This window comes from Microcystis sp. M179S2, assembly GCF_020245805.1.
Taxonomy (GTDB): Bacteria; Cyanobacteriota; Cyanobacteriia; order Cyanobacteriales; family Microcystaceae; genus Microcystis; species Microcystis aeruginosa.
In genome coordinates this window covers 1-17,434 of sequence record NZ_JADBUE010000184.1, presented here as the reverse complement: position 1 = coordinate 17,434, position 17,434 = coordinate 1, and the positions used below count along the sequence as shown (strand labels likewise).

General features: G+C 40.8%; 14 protein-coding genes and 1 tRNA gene. 3 read left to right on the top strand and 12 right to left on the bottom strand.

The window, feature by feature from the left end:
* Positions 1-291 precede the first annotated feature (291 nt).
* From IM500_RS11475 to IM500_RS11450, 6 genes are all read right to left on the bottom strand, one after another.
* On the bottom strand, positions 292-1,875 hold the full coding sequence (locus IM500_RS11475; RefSeq protein WP_190723353.1) for an SUMF1/EgtB/PvdO family nonheme iron enzyme: 1,584 nt from the start codon (positions 1,873-1,875) through the stop codon (positions 292-294).
* Between the two features lie 306 nt (positions 1,876-2,181).
* Positions 2,182-3,477, bottom strand: a complete 1,296-nt coding sequence (locus IM500_RS11470) for a CO2 hydration protein (RefSeq protein ID WP_061433310.1) — start codon at positions 3,475-3,477, stop codon at positions 2,182-2,184.
* A gap of 274 nt (positions 3,478-3,751) precedes the next feature.
* A complete protein-coding gene (locus IM500_RS11465) occupies positions 3,752-5,302 on the bottom strand; it encodes an NADH-quinone oxidoreductase subunit M (RefSeq protein ID WP_061433330.1) in 1,551 nt (516 codons plus the stop codon).
* 78 nt (positions 5,303-5,380) lie between these two features.
* A complete protein-coding gene (locus IM500_RS11460) occupies positions 5,381-6,106 on the bottom strand; it encodes a carbonic anhydrase (protein ID WP_061433309.1) in 726 nt (241 codons plus the stop codon).
* 81 nt (positions 6,107-6,187) lie between these two features.
* A complete protein-coding gene (locus tag IM500_RS11455; protein ID WP_287630386.1) occupies positions 6,188-8,041 on the bottom strand; it encodes an NAD(P)H-quinone oxidoreductase subunit F in 1,854 nt (617 codons plus the stop codon).
* Positions 8,042-8,087: 46 nt separating this feature from the next.
* Complete coding sequence (locus tag IM500_RS11450) at positions 8,088-9,032, bottom strand: LysR family transcriptional regulator (protein ID WP_287630387.1); 945 nt, start codon at positions 9,030-9,032, stop codon at positions 8,088-8,090.
* Between the two features lie 310 nt (positions 9,033-9,342).
* Here IM500_RS11450 and IM500_RS11445 point away from each other — a divergent pair, with 310 nt between their 5' ends.
* Positions 9,343-10,032, top strand: coding sequence for a Uma2 family endonuclease (locus tag IM500_RS11445; protein ID WP_190723345.1), 690 nt, complete (start codon positions 9,343-9,345; stop codon positions 10,030-10,032).
* Positions 10,033-10,176: 144 nt separating this feature from the next.
* Here the strand turns inward: IM500_RS11445 and grrM are convergent, their stop codons facing one another.
* The 4 genes from grrM to IM500_RS11425 form a co-directional block, all read right to left on the bottom strand.
* Complete coding sequence (grrM, locus tag IM500_RS11440; RefSeq protein WP_149987374.1) at positions 10,177-11,337, bottom strand: cyclophane-forming radical SAM/SPASM peptide maturase GrrM/OscB; 1,161 nt, start codon at positions 11,335-11,337, stop codon at positions 10,177-10,179.
* Positions 11,338-11,429: 92 nt separating this feature from the next.
* Positions 11,430-12,551, bottom strand: a complete 1,122-nt coding sequence (gene mltA, locus IM500_RS11435; RefSeq protein ID WP_287738452.1) for a murein transglycosylase A — start codon at positions 12,549-12,551, stop codon at positions 11,430-11,432.
* Positions 12,552-12,627: 76 nt separating this feature from the next.
* Positions 12,628-13,962 (bottom strand): hemolysin family protein, encoded by a 1,335-nt coding sequence (locus IM500_RS11430; protein WP_190723341.1) that lies wholly within the window; start codon positions 13,960-13,962, stop codon positions 12,628-12,630.
* Positions 13,963-13,994: 32 nt separating this feature from the next.
* Entirely contained in the window at positions 13,995-14,288 is a 294-nt protein-coding gene (locus tag IM500_RS11425; protein WP_004159404.1) for a hypothetical protein, read from the bottom strand.
* A gap of 64 nt (positions 14,289-14,352) precedes the next feature.
* On the opposite strand from IM500_RS11425, the gene IM500_RS11420 reads away from it, so the two are divergent.
* Positions 14,353-14,425 (top strand) — tRNA-Ile (locus IM500_RS11420).
* A gap of 183 nt (positions 14,426-14,608) precedes the next feature.
* Here IM500_RS11420 and IM500_RS11415 read toward each other — a convergent pair.
* A complete protein-coding gene (locus tag IM500_RS11415) occupies positions 14,609-15,376 on the bottom strand; it encodes a hypothetical protein (RefSeq protein ID WP_190723340.1) in 768 nt (255 codons plus the stop codon).
* Positions 15,377-15,677: 301 nt separating this feature from the next.
* On the opposite strand from IM500_RS11415, the gene IM500_RS11410 reads away from it, so the two are divergent.
* Positions 15,678-16,571, top strand: a complete 894-nt coding sequence (locus IM500_RS11410; RefSeq protein ID WP_016515558.1) for a DNA adenine methylase — start codon at positions 15,678-15,680, stop codon at positions 16,569-16,571.
* A 9-nt stretch (positions 16,572-16,580) separates the two neighbouring features.
* On the opposite strand, the gene IM500_RS11405 is transcribed toward IM500_RS11410, so the two are convergent.
* Positions 16,581-17,330 carry a restriction endonuclease gene (locus IM500_RS11405; protein ID WP_287738450.1) on the bottom strand — a complete coding sequence of 250 codons (750 nt, stop codon included), beginning with the start codon at positions 17,328-17,330 and terminating at the stop codon, positions 16,581-16,583.
* Between the last annotated feature and the right edge of the window lie 104 nt (positions 17,331-17,434).

The following is a 17,434-nucleotide window of genomic DNA, read 5'->3' as shown; positions in this document are numbered from 1 at the left end:
GGTGCGTTAGGAGCGCCACAATATTATTTAATTTACATTAATTACATAGGCGACGTAACGCACCAATATTATCCTAAATCCCTTGAGTAACCCACTGAGTAGGTAGGGTGCGTTAGGAGCGCCACAATATTATTTAATTTCAGATCGTAGGTTGGGTTGAACGATAGTGAAACCCAACACTTTTAAATAATTGGGTTGGGTTTCGTTCCTCAACCCAACCTACGGCTCAAAAAAAAAATCGACCCGCCCTTAGGCGGGAGACAAAGGGCAAAAGAGCAAAAGAACAAAGGGTTAAAGTCCTGGGGAGACACACGCAACCCGAAAACCGTCGATGCCGTAGTCGTAGCCGGGGTCGTCCCTGACGCGGTTGGCAGAACGACAGATATTAGGGCTGATGACCCAAGAACCGCCGCGCAGACACTTGGGATGAGAACGATTATCATTATTGATAGTCCACGCAGATCCATCCTTTGGCGCTCCGATATAGTTATCGTGCCAATCGTCTTCGCACCACTCAAAAACATTGCCACTCATGTCATAGAGTCCCCAAGCATTGGGCCTTTTCTGTCCCACAGGATGAGTTGTCTTCTGAGAATTTCCGTCATACCAAGCGTAATCTCCTAACTGATTAGCATCATCACCGAAATAATAGCGAGTAGTAGTCCCCGCACGACAGGCATATTCCCATTCCGCTTCTGTGGGTAGGCGATAGGTTTTCCCAGTTATTTGACTCAATTTCTGGCAAAAGGCTTGAGCGTCATCCCAGCTAACCTTTTCTACCGGATTTTGCAGATTATTTTTAAACCAAGAGTTGTTTGAAAAATAAGAGGGATTGGTTCCCATTACCGCTTCATATTGTGCCTGAGTCACCAGATATTTCCCAATCGCAAAACTGTTGACTTTAACTTGGTGTGGAGGCTTTTCCCAATCCCTAGCATCGGGATCACTATCAGGAGATCCCATAAGAAATTCACCTGCTGGTAAGCTCACCATCTCCAGTGTGACTCGATTGGGTAGGTTTTCGGTAAATGGAGTGGGTGAAACAATTAGGGGTATTGGTGAAACAGGCTTTTTGACTGCTTGTAAGGCATTTAAAACCTGTTGTGCTGTCCATCTTTGTTTTCTATCTTTTTGCAAACACCCTTCAATAATCGGTTTAAACTCTTTCGGTAAACTGGGGATTTGTAGCTCACAATTTATCACCTTTACCATTAATTGATTATTGTCATTATTGAACTTATAGGGAAATTGATTAGTCGTCATTTGGATTAACATAATACCTAATGACCACAGATCCCAAGCTGAGGAAATATCACCCCTAAAGGCTTCGGGAGGCATATAAATAATTGTACCGGTATTGTGGACTGTTTGAGTGTGGCTTTTGTTATTTAAGGTTCTAATTAAGCCAAAATCTGCTAACTTGTATTGTTGATTAACCTTGAGGATATTACCCGGTTTTAAATCTCGATGGACTTTATTTTGTCGATGAAGATAATTTAAGCCCTGAGCGACTTGAGCAGTAATATTTGTAATCTCATCCGCTGACAAACTGGCTTTGGCAATGTGATTTTCTAGGCTACCCTGTGCCAATTCCATCACTAAATAAAGCATCTCTGTATTGAGAAAAGTAAATTCCCCCACCGCATAACTCTTAATTAAATTAGGATGTTCTAACTTTCTGGAATTTGTTAATTCAATTAATTTATCATCGCTACTTTCGGGGATAACTTTAATGGCAACTTCTTTGACCGATGTATTTCTGACCATTTCACTAGCATGAAATACACCACCAAAACCACCCGCACCGAGAAATTTATTAAGACGATAGGGGCCTATTTGTTGCCCTTCTAACATCTTCATCATTTGGTCTAGCATAATAATAACTCCTGAATTAGCCAATTTTTAGGTTCTGTAACTATCCTATTAAGTGGGTGGTTTTAACGAAGGCAAGAGGCAAAAGCTTTATCGAAATGTGTAATTAATTTTGCTTAGGTACTTAATACTAAATCTGGCTATTAAATACTGATTATTTATTCCCTCGAGTAGAAAACGGGTTTCTCGGAAAAACCCGTTTTCTGTGGGTTACTCAAGGGATTTAGTATTAGTATGACATTGGGTGTCGGTTATCTCATAATCAAAAAAGGTGGGCGATAAACCCACCAGAAAAATAACCCAAAAACCTTAACGATAATTAGGACTTTGGATATCTCTAAGACGCGCTTCGGGACGTTTAAATCTGTCCATTTGTGCCTCAAAGAATTGACGATTTTTAAGTAAATGTTTGGGATTAGGATCGTCGAGGGGATAGAGTAAAGCCGTGCGTAGAGCTTGAATAACTGCCGAAGTAACATTATACATCGAGCGCTGGAAACTAATCCCCAATTGAATCAAAATATCGTCTTCCCCCCGGCAGTTTTGCTGATAGTAATCGATCAGATATTGGGGTAAAAAATGATACATATCATCCATTAACAACGTGGGAGGAATTCCCGCAGTACCCACGGGGAAAACATCCGCATAAAGAATGCCATAGTGAAAGTCTTTTTGTTCGTCAGGAACCTGTTTTGCTTGGGCATTATAGGACTTTGTACCCCGGAAGGGAGCAGTACGATAAAAGACCGCTTCTACATAGGGTAAAGCTGCTTCATAAAGCCAAGTAAAAGCCTTTGATTTGGGGATAATTTCGTAGCATTGACCATCAATATAAACGTGATGATAAATCGGCCGGCCAGCGATGGCAAAAATACCATTAACGAGGAAATTCATGGCATCAGGAACACCTTTAAACCCTCCTTCATCGTAGATATCAGACATCTCGAAAAATACCGGGGCCATCACTTCCCAGAATAGTCCTAAATTAGAGTAGTAGGACATCATCCGCACCTGTTCCAAAAACATATCGGGGAACAGGTCATAAAGTTTCATCATGACGGGATTTTTCTTGAAATAGGCCTTAATAGCGCGGTCGGCATTTTGGCGATATTCTTCTGAATCAAGATAGGCATCAAATAAACCCCAACCCATATCGCGGCCATGCCATAACATGGCTTGCATACAAGCTTCAGCAAATTCCATATTAATACGGTCATGCCAGAGATGATGGATTAATCTGGGCATTTTTCGGGTTTTACCTTTATCCATGAATTCTAACAATTCAGGGTGAGCGGAACCCGTACCGCGCCAGATGCGTAAATCGGCATTATCGCCAGCGTAATGATTTTGTAGGTCTAGGTATTCTTGGGGCAGAAAATATTTAAAAAAGGGCAAAGGATCGAGGAAAACTCGTTCGGCAATATAGAGCAGATCTCGCCAATAAAAATCCATCGGTACGGCATAAGCTTTATAAATGCCGATAATTTGCATCAGGTTTTCGGGAGTATCCGGCAACATGGATCCACCCGCTTCTAAACGATGGATAATGTCGGCAAATTCGTGAGTAGAAGGGGGAATTTTGGCTTTGATTAATGTCCCAGTCATAGTTTTAGGTAAAGTAATTAGCAGCGGTTACAATAATTCGGAAACAGCAAGGGATAACTAACTAGGGTCTGCTGAAAAAGTTTTTCGTGGGGGCAGGGTGTGGGGTGTGGGGTGTGGGGTGTAGGGTTTTACCCATTTTCAGACGGTCAATTACCTAATTTTCAGGAAAAAAGTCCCGGAATTTTCGCCCCGATCACTCTCGGCTGGCACTTTTTGAGGTCAAAAAAGTCTAAAAGTCTTATCCAACAAGGTTTTTAGATTTATTAAGCCAACCCTAACTATTACTCAAAAATTTACCCCGATTCAACCAGTTGGTTTTTGAGGACTTTTGTGGAGATTTTTTGAAGACAAAACTAGGTTTTGCTTCCCCCGATAAGCTGGCAACCATCGAGTTAGTGGTGGGTTCAATCCAACGGACTAAATAATTGGGTTGAATACCTAAAAAGACGATTAATACCATTAGGACAAAAGCGGGTATAGTTTCCGATTTCAAGACTTTGGGATAGTAGGCAAGTTTATTATCCAATTTACCAAAACAGGTGCGATTAAGCAGGATAACAAAGTAAACCGCCGTTAAACCGGAAGCGATGATACAGAGAACCGTCTGCACGGGAAAACGGGAAAAACTACCCTGAAAAACGATAAATTCCGCCACAAATCCCACTAATCCGGGGATACCAGCACTGGCCATACCGGCGAGAATTAACAGGGCGCTAACCAGGGGTAAACCGCGAATTGGGTTCATTAAACCGTTTAAAACGTCTAAATCTCTAGTTCCGGCTTTGCGTTCGACAATGCCCACCAGATAGAATAAGAGGGCGAGAATGAGACCGTGGCTAATCATTTGCGCGACGGCACCAAGGACGCTTAAACCCGTGCCGGCGGCGGCTGCTACCAGTATATAGCCCATGTGACCGATCGAACTGTAGGCCACCATGCGTTTAATGTCTTTTTGGGCAATAGCGCTCAAGGCCCCGTAAATAACGCTAGTAACGCCGACAATTGCCAGTCCGGGGGCGATTAAAGACCAAGTTTCGGGGAATAATTGCAGGCCAAAGCGAACTAAGCCATAAGTACCGAGTTTAGCGAGGATACCACCTAATAAAATTGCTGTAGCGGGGGAAGCTTCCGTATAGGCATCCGGTAGCCAAGTATGGAGAGGTACGAGGGGGATTTTGATGCCAAATCCCACTAACAGCAGAGTTAAGAGCAGTAACTGGGTTTTTTGGGAGAAATCGGCGGTGGAGAGGGAGGAATAGTCAAAAGTGCCACCATTGAGGAAACCTATGCCTAAAAATGCCGCTAGGACTAATAACCCAGAGACAGCAGTGTAGAGAAGGAATTTAATCGAAGCATAGCCACGTTTTTCGCCTCCCCAGATAGCAATCATCAGATAAAAGGGGATTAATTCTAGTTCATAGAAAACGATGAACAGCAGCAGGTTTTTGGCCATTAATGCCCCAGAAACCCCGGCGTTAATCAGGAGGATGAGGATGTAATAAAGTCGGGGACGCTCTATTTTTTCTTCGCTACTATAGATAGCTATTCCTGTCAAGAAACAGTTTAAAATAATTAACGGTAAGGACAAACCATCGACTCCGAGGTTATAACTTAAACCGATTGGTTTTGCCCATTCGCGGTATTCAGAAAATTGAAAGCCATTGCTGGTTAAGTTATATTGGGTCAGCAGATATAAAGACCACAGGAAGACGGCAGCAACAAAAAAGAGGGTAATTTGACGTAATTTTGCTGGGGCAAATTTATCGGGGAAAAGACCGACGATAATTGCTCCAATTATTGGCAACCAAAGCAGGGTACTGAGCATATTGGTATCGATCGAATTTAGAATGACTGGGATGAGAAAACGATTAGCCAACCGACACGATGACTAATCTGGAATTGACTAAATTAAACTCACTTTTCCGCTATCGAGATCATAGTAGGCTCCAACAATTTTTAATTGTTTTTTATCTACTAAATCACCCATGACCGGGGATTTGCCCAATTTCTCTACTTGATAGATAACATTGGATTTAATTGCTCGCTCAAGTTTGTTGGAACCGGGTTGTTTTTCGGCCCGATCAACTCCCACCTGTAGGCCATCGATTAAACGACCGATTTGTCCAGGGAAACGACCCCCTTCAATGGTGGCTTTTACCGCTCCACAACGAGAATGACCAAGGACAACAATTACCTTGGCTCCTAATACCAACGTACCGAATTCGAGGCTACCAATTTCTTCGGAAGTGGCTAAATTTCCCGCTACCCGACAAACAAATAGATCTCCTAATCCGCGATCAAAAACGATTTCTGCCGGCACGCGAGAATCGGCACAGCCCAAAATTGCCGCGAAAGGGGCTTGACTTTCGGCCACTTCTGTGAGTCGAGCTTGATCGCGGTTAGGACTTTTTTGTCTTCGTTCCCAGAAACGTTGATTGCCTTCCATGAGCATAGTTAAGGCCTGGTCTGGGTTCAATCCTTTATTTTGAGCGGTCAGCCATGGCTCAGAATTAACAGCAGTTTGGGCGTTAGTTTGGGACAGTTGCGAGCCTAAAATAGTAGCAGCCAGACCAGTTCCCAAAAAACCACCCCCATAACGGATTAATTGGCGACGAGAGGTATTGAACATAGGTAATTGTTTCCATATAATCAGGACAAATCCTATTGTCAGGGCCGGGGATGCTAAAGAAAAGCCTAAGTTATCAAATCTTTAACTGAAAACTAGAGAAATTTGTGATAGTAGGGGCCAGCAGATGATAATACCGATCAAAGCGACCCCCAAAATAATCGACAGAAAGTAAAATTGGGTTTGGCCCGAGACGTTATATTTCAAACTCTGACCACCAAAAACCGTGGCTAATCCCACCAGGTTAACGATACCATCCACCAGAAAGGTATCGATCCAGTTAATAATTTGCGAGATTAATCCGACGACAAAAACGATGGTAACTTTATACAATTGGGCTGTATAAAGGTCGTTGGCAAAGAAATCTTGAAGGGCTTTCGGTTGAAAAACGATCGGTTTGGAGATATTTTCATTCAGATAAATATATGCTGCCGGAATTACGCCAGCAGCAGTGGAAAGTACCAAGAGAAAAGCCACTCCCAGATTTAAGTTACTTGGTAATAAATGCCATTGCGCTAATAAAATCGGCAGATGAAGGGCGAAACCCATGGTCACAGTCATGGGGATAACTAAGGGCCAAAGAGCTTCCGGAGAGCGCAGGGTCATTGGTTTGATTTTACCGCCAAAGAAAACACAGAATTCTCTAGTGACACTAAAGGCAGTTAAAGCATTGACCAACAATAGCACTAATAACAGTAAACCACTGACTTCTGCGAGGCGATCGCCCATGCGGGCTAATGCCCAAAAACCACCAAAGGGAGGCAGTGCGACCAAACTAGCGGCACCGACGAGATAACAAATACCAGAAACGGGACGACGGGACCATAAACCGCCGTATTGGCTTAAATCTTGGCTGATATTATTCCAAACAATGTTACCCACCACCATGACTAACAGGGACATGGCGATCGCATAAGTAAAGAGTAACACTAAAGCGGTTTCCGTTTGTCCGGTGGCCACAGCGATAAAAATCAGCCCCATGTAGGCGCTGACGGAATAGGAGAGGGAGCGCTTGACATCGATCTGTGCGATCGCAATTAACCCCGCACCGATGGCAGTAACAGAGCCAACAATGATCATTACTTGCAAGGTTAAGGGCGATAATTGCAGCACCGGCTCTAATTTCACCAATAACCAAGCGCCGGTGGAAACGACGACCGTATTCCGCAGAATTGTCGCTGGCATCGGTCCTTCCATCGCCTCATCTAGCCATAAATGCAGGGGAAATTGAGCGCATTTGCCCATCGGACCTGCAATCAATGCCAAACAGAGTAAATTAGCCACATTGGGGTTTAAATTGGCTGTAGCCGCCCATTCTGCCAATTGGTCAAAGTTCCAGGTTCCCGCCAGGGGTAAAAGGGCCACCACTCCCATCAACAGGATTAAATCGCCAATCCGTTTGGTCAGAAAAGCGTCCCGCGCCCCTGTCACTACCAGAGATTGATTGAACCAGAAACCAATCAGCAGATAAGTGCCGAGAGTCAGAACTTCTAGCACACAATAGCTGAAAAATAGCGAATTACAGATAACTAGGGCGCACATACCCCCTTCAAAGAGAGCGACGAGAGAATAAAACCTTGCCCAACCCCAATCCATTTCTAGATAGGCGATCGCATATACCTGCGCGGCGAGGTTTAAGCCAGTAATTAGCAGTAAAGCCCCGATATTAACGGCCGAAATCTGCACATCTAAAGATATGCTTAAATCTGCGGCATTTAGCCAATTAAATGCTATAGATTGCGGCGGACGACCCCAAACGGCGATTAAAGCAAAAAGGCTATGCAAAAAAGCCCAGCAGGTCATGATCAAGTTCAGATAACCGGCCGGTCGGGGGCCAGTTTGCCGGATAATACCGGGAGACCAGGGTAGAGCGAGAAGTGCGCCCGCAAAGGCATAAAGAGGTACCAACCAGATAGTCTGGCTGAAGGACTCGAACATATAACCACCTCAAGAAGAAAAATGATCCTGAATTAAAGTTTAAGGTTTAATGGCTCACTAATAAGCTGTCACCATTTTTTAACGAGGCATTAATCGGGATAGTTTGACTAGCTTCCAGCAGGTATTTTAAAAAAGCATCGGCAATCACGGAAAGTTGTTTTCCGGCCAGATAACAAACGTACCAATTGCGCTGAATCGGAAAATGTTCCACGTCGAGGATGGCTAATTCTCCGTTTTCCCCTTCCGAGATGAGAGTATGCTTAGATAGTACCGATAGTCCCAAACCACCAGAAATAGCCTGTTTAATGGCTTCGTTACTGCCTAATTCCAAGCGCACCTTAACTTTAATATCGTGGAGATTAAATAATTTTTGTACCGCTTGGCGGGTTCCAGATCCCGATTCGCGCATAATAAAAGGTTGCTGGTTGAGGGATTCAAGGGGGAGATTTTTCTTACCCACCAATGGATGATCTCGTCGCGCCACCACCACTAGGGGATTTTCGAGGAAAGACTGAGAACAAAGTTCCACTTCTTCCGGTGGTTGACTGAGAATATAGAGGTCATCCTCGTTGTTTAACATTCGCTCTTGCAGTTTCTGATGATTAGTCACTTGCAGGGCGATGTCAATACCGGGATACTGTTGACAGAATGCCCCCAGTAATCGCGGTACAAAGTATTTAGCGGTAGTAATCACGCCTAAAGTTAGCTTTCCCTGTCTAGTTCCCTTAATATCGGCCACTTTCATTTGAAAGTTGTCCAATTTCTTAAAAATCTCTTGACAGGTGAACAGTAATTCCTGACCCGCTTCGGTTAAAAATAAACGTTTGCCGATTTGCTCGAATAGCGGTAAACCCACGGCTTTTGTGAGTTGTTTGACTTGGGTTGAGACGGTAGGTTGAGTGATAAATAACTCCTCGGCCGCCTTGGTAAAGCTACTGTGTCGAGCGGTAGCCTCGAAAACCCTTAACTGGTGCAGGGTTGCCTGTATCAAGTTCTTATCCCCTTCTCAATAACAACTATTTGTCACCATCAATCCTAACGCTTTTATAGATTCTAGTCAATTAACTTTTTGATAAATATAGACTTTAATAGATATAACCGCCGCTTAAGACCTTTTGTCAGCTATCAGCTTTTTTCTCCCTTCTCCCCTCCTCCCCACTCCCCCATTACCCCATCTCCCCCACTCCCCAATTCATAATTCATAATTCATAATTTATAATTCATAATTTAATTTCAGCTTTTATTATCGATCAAAATCTTGCTATAATCAGAAAACAACCATCTATTAAAAATAAAAGACAATGGTTAGTTATCTTGATATTGACGACGATCTTCTTTTCCCCGATAGCGATGGTCAACCGATGGCAGATAATACCGAACAATATGAGTGGATTGTCAAAATTAAGGAGAATTTAGAGATTATCTTTGCCGATGACCCTAGGGTGTTTATTGCCGGAGATTTACTCTGGTATCCTCTGCGTTCTACTTTGGTTTCACCGGTTGCTCCCGATGTGATGGTAGCTTTTGGCCGTCCCAAAGGACGAAGGGGTTCCTATCGTCAATGGCAGGAAGAAAATATCGCTCCTCAAGTGGTTTTTGAAATTCTATCACCGAAGAATACAAAAGCAGAGATGAGTCGAAAATTAGAGTTTTATGACACATATAGTGTAGAAGAATACTATTTATATAACCCGATGCGCTGTCGTTTACAAGGATGGCAAAGACAGGGAAAAACTTTAAGAGAAATTATCCCCATCAATGACTGGATAAGTCCCCGTTTAGGTGTGCGTTTTATCTGGAATAAATCTAGTTTAGAATTGTATCGTCCTGATGGAGAGAAATTTTTAACAACTGTTGAGTTAGAGTCTCAAATGCGTCAAGAAAAGAAACGTGCCGATAAAGAAAAGAAACGTGCCGATAAAGAAAAGAAACGTGCGGATCGACTAGCGGAACGCTTACAGGCGTTAGGATTAAGTTTAGAAGAAGAATAATACCATTTTTCTTTATTCGTAGCAGGCATGACCATCTCTGTCGTTACTTTGGAAAAATGGTATTTAGATCAGGTTTTTTTCATAAGTTATTAGTAAACAGTAATCAGTGAAATGATTACTGTTTACTGATAGCTAAAAAAATCTTTAAACTTCTAATAAATTTTCTAGGCGATCGAGAACGATATCGGTGATACACTTAATCCGGTATAAACAGGCTTTAGTATCTGTGGAGTTGAAAGTGCCATTTTCCCAATATTTGTTACTACCGGCACCACCCCCACAAACCCCAAAATAATCGCATTTTTGCCGACACAAATCGACTCCACCGCGCATATCAGCGTAAATTTGTTGAAATTTCTCGGTTTCACAGATAGATTCTAGGGAATCGCTCAAAACATTACCAAAGATAAAATCACCGTAGGGTTGGGTTTTAATCGATAGTAATTCCGGATCAAAGGTGGAAAAATTACCTTGATTATCAAAATTGACAATCATAAAAGGTCGATTCATATCGGTATTTTCTAAGCGTTCATCGGCATAAATCAAACTACAGATCGATTCAAATTCCCGCAGCTTAAATTCTCCTTGTTTGGCCGTGACTAACTCCCAAAATCTGGCAATAAACTGGCGATAACGTTGTTCAATACCTAATTTATCTAAGGAAGATTGTGAATGAATACCCTCGGTTTCTTCCATATTAAAAGCCACATCGGTAAGGCCATGATCCCAAAAAAAGTTAAAAATTTCGTCGGGATAGTCGAGGGAATCTTCTGTTAAAACAGCGATGATACTGACATCAATTTCATGTTTTTGTAAGAAAGAAATCCCCCGCATTGTAGCAGCATGACTGCCAGTTCCCTTGCGGTTTTGCCGGTGGATATCGTGAATAAAGGCCGGTCCATCAAGACTGACTCCCACATAAACATCATGCTTTTTAAATAATTGACACCAAGCATCGTTAATATAAGTGGCGTTAGTTTGTACTGAATGACGAAAACAGTAACCCTGCTGATTATATTTCTCGCTAACTTCCGCAATTTTGGCGAAAGCACTTTCATAAAAACTGATGGGAACTGCTAAGGGTTCGCCGGCGTGCCAGCAAATGGTAAAATCATCTTGGAGAAAACGACTACTAAAAACCCTCTGAAAAATCGGCTCGATTAAATCTAAGGATAAGGTATTTTTTAAGTGGCGATCGGGTAAATAACAATAATCACAATTGAGATTACAAAAAGAAGTCGGCTGCACGACTACTAAAGTAATTGGACCACAATCCGACCAATCTATATTTGTGTTTTTTTCCATCATTCTATTTTTAAAATTCTCCCTTAAATATGATAACCGATAACCGATAACCGATTCTGGGAATTGTATCTTAATTCTACCTATACTATTTCCTATTCCCTCAATAATAAATAATATAATTGACCGGGAGTATTAATTAAACCGGCTCGCTCGCCCGCATTTTTTCCTGTTCCCATAAAAATATCGACCCTCCCAGTACCTTTAATCGCGCTGCCAGTATCTTGATCGAGAACATAGCGACTAACTAATTTTTGATTAAGATTTCCCTGGGGAATTTCTGTCTCAATTACAGCTAAAGCACCAGGGGGAAAAATACTTTTATCTGTAGCGATCGATCTTTCTGGTAAAACCGGAACTCCAAGACTACCAGTGGCAGGTGTGCCGTGGGTTTCTCGAAAGAAAATAAACCGATTATTGCGGGGAATATAATTCTTTAATTGCTCGGGATTATTTCTGAGAAAATCCAAAACCATTGGTAAGGTTAAACCCTCAGCAGGAAAAATACCATCGGCAATCATTTCTTTTCCCAGACTTGTGTAGGGATGCTCGGTATTGCCATCAAAACCGATGCTCATAATTTGACCATTAGGTAAACGTAATTTTGCCGAACCTTGCACATGAACTAAATAAGCTTCTAAGCGATCTTTTAACCAGACTAATTCGTATCCCGCTAGACGGCTATTTTCCGCCAGTAAACCATCTTTTCCCTCTAATTCTACCCTAGCCGGATGGGGTTTAGACCAGCGAGAAAAGTTAGCAGGTCGGCGATAAAGAGGATATTTATACTCGGCGTTTTTTTGCCGACTTGCTTGATAAATTGGCTCAAAATAACCAGTAAATTTAACATTTCCCTGGCTATCATTACCCAAAGAACGATACCAAATAAATTCTTTTTTAACTGCCTTTTGTAGAGCTGCGGGAGTGGGAGAATTCTGCACTAATTGACGAAAACGGACTAAGGAACGCTGCACTCGCTGACGATTTATTTCAGGAATAGGATAATTTTGATAGGCGCGGATCGCTGCCGAGCTATTCAGATAACGTAAACTATGATCGATCGCTTGTAGTAGGGTTTTTTTGTCCGTTAGCAGTCGTTCATCGTATCCCGTAGATGTTCCTAATTGTGAGATTTCAAGGCGTTCTAGGGGCAAATTTGCGGGGGTGAGGGCAATTAATCCCAAGCTGAGGGGGATGAGTGTCAAAAGGTGTTTCATGGTGATAGGAGTGGGCAGCTATTGACGCGATTAACAATCAAGAAGGATCAATGAAAAAAGTTGTTTCTTATTTATATCATGAGGATAATTGTTGTCGATAAATTTTAATTTGTTCCAAGCGAGGGCCGACCTTAGAAATAATGGTAAATTCTAAATTTTGGTAATATAATTGTTCTCCCACCTTCGGTATTTTTTGCCAATGATGGAGGACAAAACCAGCTAGGGTTTGGTATTCATCGGCCAAGGGTAAACTTAAATTTAATGCTTTGTTCACGTCCTCTAAATTCATTTGTGCTTGTACGAGAAAAGTCGATTCATCGAGGAGTTGATATTTTACTGTTCCTGATTCATCACTAGGGGAAAAAGTTCCCAGAATCTCACCGATTAAATCTTTTAGGGTTAATAAACCGGCTGTTCTGCCAAATTCATCCACAATGATAACCATCTTTAAGAATGATTCCTGCATCACTGTCAGTAATTCATTTAAAGGGGTAGTTTCGGGGAAAAAACGCACAGGTTTTAACCAAGATTTAATCGGGGTTGTTAAATTTAACTGACCTTCGGCAAGGGGTAAAGCTAAATCTTTAAAATCGATCAGACCACGGATATCATCACCGGAATCTCCTTCCACAGGATAACAAGAATAGCCACTGTTAACTACTTGGAGCAATAATTCCTCAAAAGTTGCGGTCGAGGAAATAGCTATTAAACGGTTATGGGGAACCATGATTTCCGCGGCAGTGATTTCGCTAAACTGGAAAACATTATTTAAAATTTTCCTTTCCGCTGCTTCTAATCCCGTTAATTCCCCTTCCATGCTGATAATTAATTGTAATTCCTCGGAAGTTACCCGACTAGAACGCTGTAGATCCACTTCGGGGATACGGGTTAAAACCAATAAAAAACGAGTTGATTGGTTAAGAATACCGATAAAAGGCTTAAAAATTCGGGAAATAACGCCAATAGGTGCCGCTAATAATCGCGCCATTGGTTCGGCATAAATTAAAGCGAGGGATTTGGGATAAAGTTCCCCAAAAACTATCTGGAGATAGGCCACGATTAAAAAAGCTAGACAAAGAGAGAAACCATGGGAGAGAAGATTTTGCCAGTTTAAGGAAAAGGGTAAAAAACTTAGTAATTTCCTCACAAAAACGGTCATGGTACTCTCCCCGATCCAACCTAAAGCTAAACTAGAAAGGGTGATGCCTAATTGGGTAGTGGAAAGTAAGCGATCGAGACTTCTTTGTAGAGATTGGACCGTCTGCGCTGGCACATCTCCCGCAGCCACTAGCTGACTGATGCGGGTACGACGGACAGACACGAGCGAAAATTCGGCCGCTACGAAAAAAGCATTGAGGACGATTAGTAAAAAGACTAAAATTAAACGAGTCAATAAATCCTGATTATCCATAGCGAAAAGGCAAAATTCGCCTTTTTTAAAGCCTATCCTTTGGTTTCGTCCTTTGATTGCGGTTGGTTTTTCTGTTGTTGCATATAAACTCTCACTCTTTTAATTACTTCTTCTTCTTTCACGGGGATAAAAGTTTGATTGCGACCATAACTGGTGCGATCGTTGGTAAACTTTTTAGCGGGGTTGATATCCGGTTGACTGACTCCTTTTAGGGAGGCGATTCCCAATTGATAGGCTACCCAACCGCTACCGAAGCCGGCGGCTAACATGGCTACCATCAAAAGGAGTCCTAACTGCAAGGAGGTGCTGATTGAAAATTTTTTCATCTTGGTGGGGCTGGATTTTCACGTTCGGAGTGATTACCGATCTATAATGAGTTAATAGTATAACCCAGGGTTGGCCGAGCGGTTGAGGCAACGAACTCATAATTCGTGCTAGGCAGGTTCAACTCCTGCACCCTGGATAGTTTTGATGGCTTCAGGCGATCAGCTTTGACTGCACTAGAGTAGGCGGCGGTGACAGATTACCTGACCATTTTCAGCTGCTTTGAGAACAGAAGTACAATAATTAATTTTATCCTTTTCATTTTTCAGGAAAGCTAAAAAAACACAAGAATCCCAGTAGTGTAGCTTTTTTGTTGGACGAATCACTTACTTCCTCCCCAAATTCCGATCATTTCCTCAATGGTAGGTAAATCTTTTTCCTGAGGAAAAAGATCAATTGACTCAACTTTAATATCGATTTTTTCCCCATCTTCTCTAGAGGTAACTATCCCCGATACAGAGACTCTTTTTTCTAGATATTCTTTGATATTATCAAGTAACTTTGTTTCAAAGTAACATTTAACACTCTTATTAGTCAATAAATTGTAAACTCTAAAAATAGGTTGACGACTTACATCAATAGCTTTAAGCACACCTTCTACAGTACCAAAACTTTGATATTTTCCCCCGATAATTTCATCAACATTAGCAATCAAAGCTTGATTCAAGTCGATACACCTCGAATCAAAGCCCAATTGCACCATAAATTCATCTCTTTTTTTCAATATTGCTAATGATCGCGCACTTTCTAAAGCTCGATCAGAAAAATAATTAGGGCGAATCGGATGTTCTAAAATTGTTACTATTCCCCTTTCTACAGTCTTAATAACTTCAGAAATTTGACTAGGTGTAATCTGATCTTGAGGCATTCCTTCTAAAGTAAGATGAATGCTGCCACTATGAATTTGAGAGATTCTCCAATTTATCAGGTGGCGATTTTTGTTAGCAAGGGTTTTATCTACTTCATGGAGTAGTATTGCTAATTGTTCTTGAGCCTTGATAAATTTATCAAAAGACAACAGTGAGCCTTCTATATCTAATGTTAGGCTCTTGATTGTTTCCTTCGATATAGGGCTTTCCCCTTTAGTCATGGCTCTAGGAATCGTGATAATTATCTCAAGTGTAAAGGTTTTGGCTAACTACTAAAGCTTCCTACTTTACATTTTTACATGAACTAAGCCTAAAGCCTAAACTATGTTAACCTATAACCACACAAAAAAAACCGCTTGCCCGGGCTTTTTCCACAAAACCAAAGTTTTAATTAACCTAACAACGCTTTTGCCTTCGCTACCACGTTATCCACGGTAAAACCGAACTTCTCTGACATTCCTAGATAAAATATCGTAATTTTGTTAAAATAATCTCAAAGAAAAGCCTCTAAAATCAAAGGTAATGTCCAAAATCGCTAAAAAACTTAGTAATTCTCCTTTTCGTTATCCTGGCGGTAAATTTTATGCCCGTAAGCTAATCTTAGCTTGTCTTCCTAGTCACCATAAATATTGTGAACCTTTTGCGGGGGGAGCATCTATATTCTTTGCTAAGGAAAGTGTAGCAGAGAATATTCTCAATGACAAAGATGAGGAATTAATGAACTGTTATCGACATATCAAAGATCATCTTGATAGTCTAATTGAATTATTAAAAGATCTAAACGCTACCAAAGAATTACACAATTATTATAAAAATGAATTTCAACCAGCCAATGACCTAGAAAGAGCCATGCGTTGGTATTATCTAAATAGAACTTCCTACTCAGGAATTATGAAACTTGAAAATTGTTATTGGGGCTATGGTGATAAGTATTCTATGCGTCCTGAAAATTGGCCTTCTCACCTAAAAACCACTTCGGAAAAACTGCAAAATGTCAATTTATCTTGTTTAGATTTTGAAGATTTAATCAATCAATTACCCGATGATTACTTTTTATTTGTCGATCCTCCTTACTTTCAAGCAGATCAAAATAAATTCTATTCCTGCTTCTTCAGTCTAGAAGATCATGAAAGGTTATGTAAGACGTTGAAAAAACATCAACATCGATTTAAATTTCTTTTGACTTATGATAATTGCTCCGAAATTAGAGAAATGTATGATTGGTGTATTTCTTTACAAGATAATGAATGGAATTACACTATTAATCGAACTGATGATCAAAAAAATGGTTTAAAATTAGAACATGGTTATCAGAGTGAAAGACGCAAGGGCAAGGAGGTATTTATTGCTAATTATGATCTTGAGAAACCTGCAAGATTTACACCTCTACAATTAAGTTTATTCGATGTATCTTGATTCCTAATTTTAATCAAGTAAATCCTCTATTTTTTTGATCGGGAGCCATGGTTGTAGAGGTTCAGCCGTATTAACATCAAAGAAAATTTTGGGATAATTAGGGATGAAATTACAGTTTTGATCCTGGCATTTCTGGCGAGAACAATTGATATTATTGGTTTGATTTGCTGTTAAATCTTTACTTCTGGCAACGTACATTTTTAAAAGGGCTTCTTCTTGATTATTAATATTAATTTTGCTTAAAAATATTTGCTCTTTTGGTGTGGGATTCCAAACAAATAGTCCTGTTTCTAAATTGGTCTGAAAAAAAGCATTGGCAAGAGATGTAATCACTAAATCAAAATCTGTTTCAATATATTGATCTTTGTGAATATTGAGGCTTGTTGAAGGTATTCCTATCAATTTAGACCTTTGTTCTGCCGCTTTGTCTCCTAAGGTTCTTGATCTCATACATTTGACTTCAATAAAAGGTCTGATACCTCCCTGAAGACGGAAACTACCTTTTTTGGCTAACTTACATTCAGCAGAGTATTTTTTGGCGTTTTTTTGATTGATAATAGCTACATCTATATCGTGATAACCGGCTTGAGGATTTAAGCGAGGATTAGTAACTAAATAATTATTCGCGAGTATTTTTGACAGTTCATCTTGTACAGTGAACTCAAAAAACTTGCCACGAATCATAGGAATAACTTTTGGATCATTGAGAACTTCTGTAATATATTTGATATCTGAACTTCCCCCATACATATATACCATAATAGCCCAAAACCCTTATCCATCAATGGATGTACCCCCTTAACTTTTCTTAATGTACCCATGTAATTTGTAACATTTCTTAATGGACAAGAATTCTCTCTATT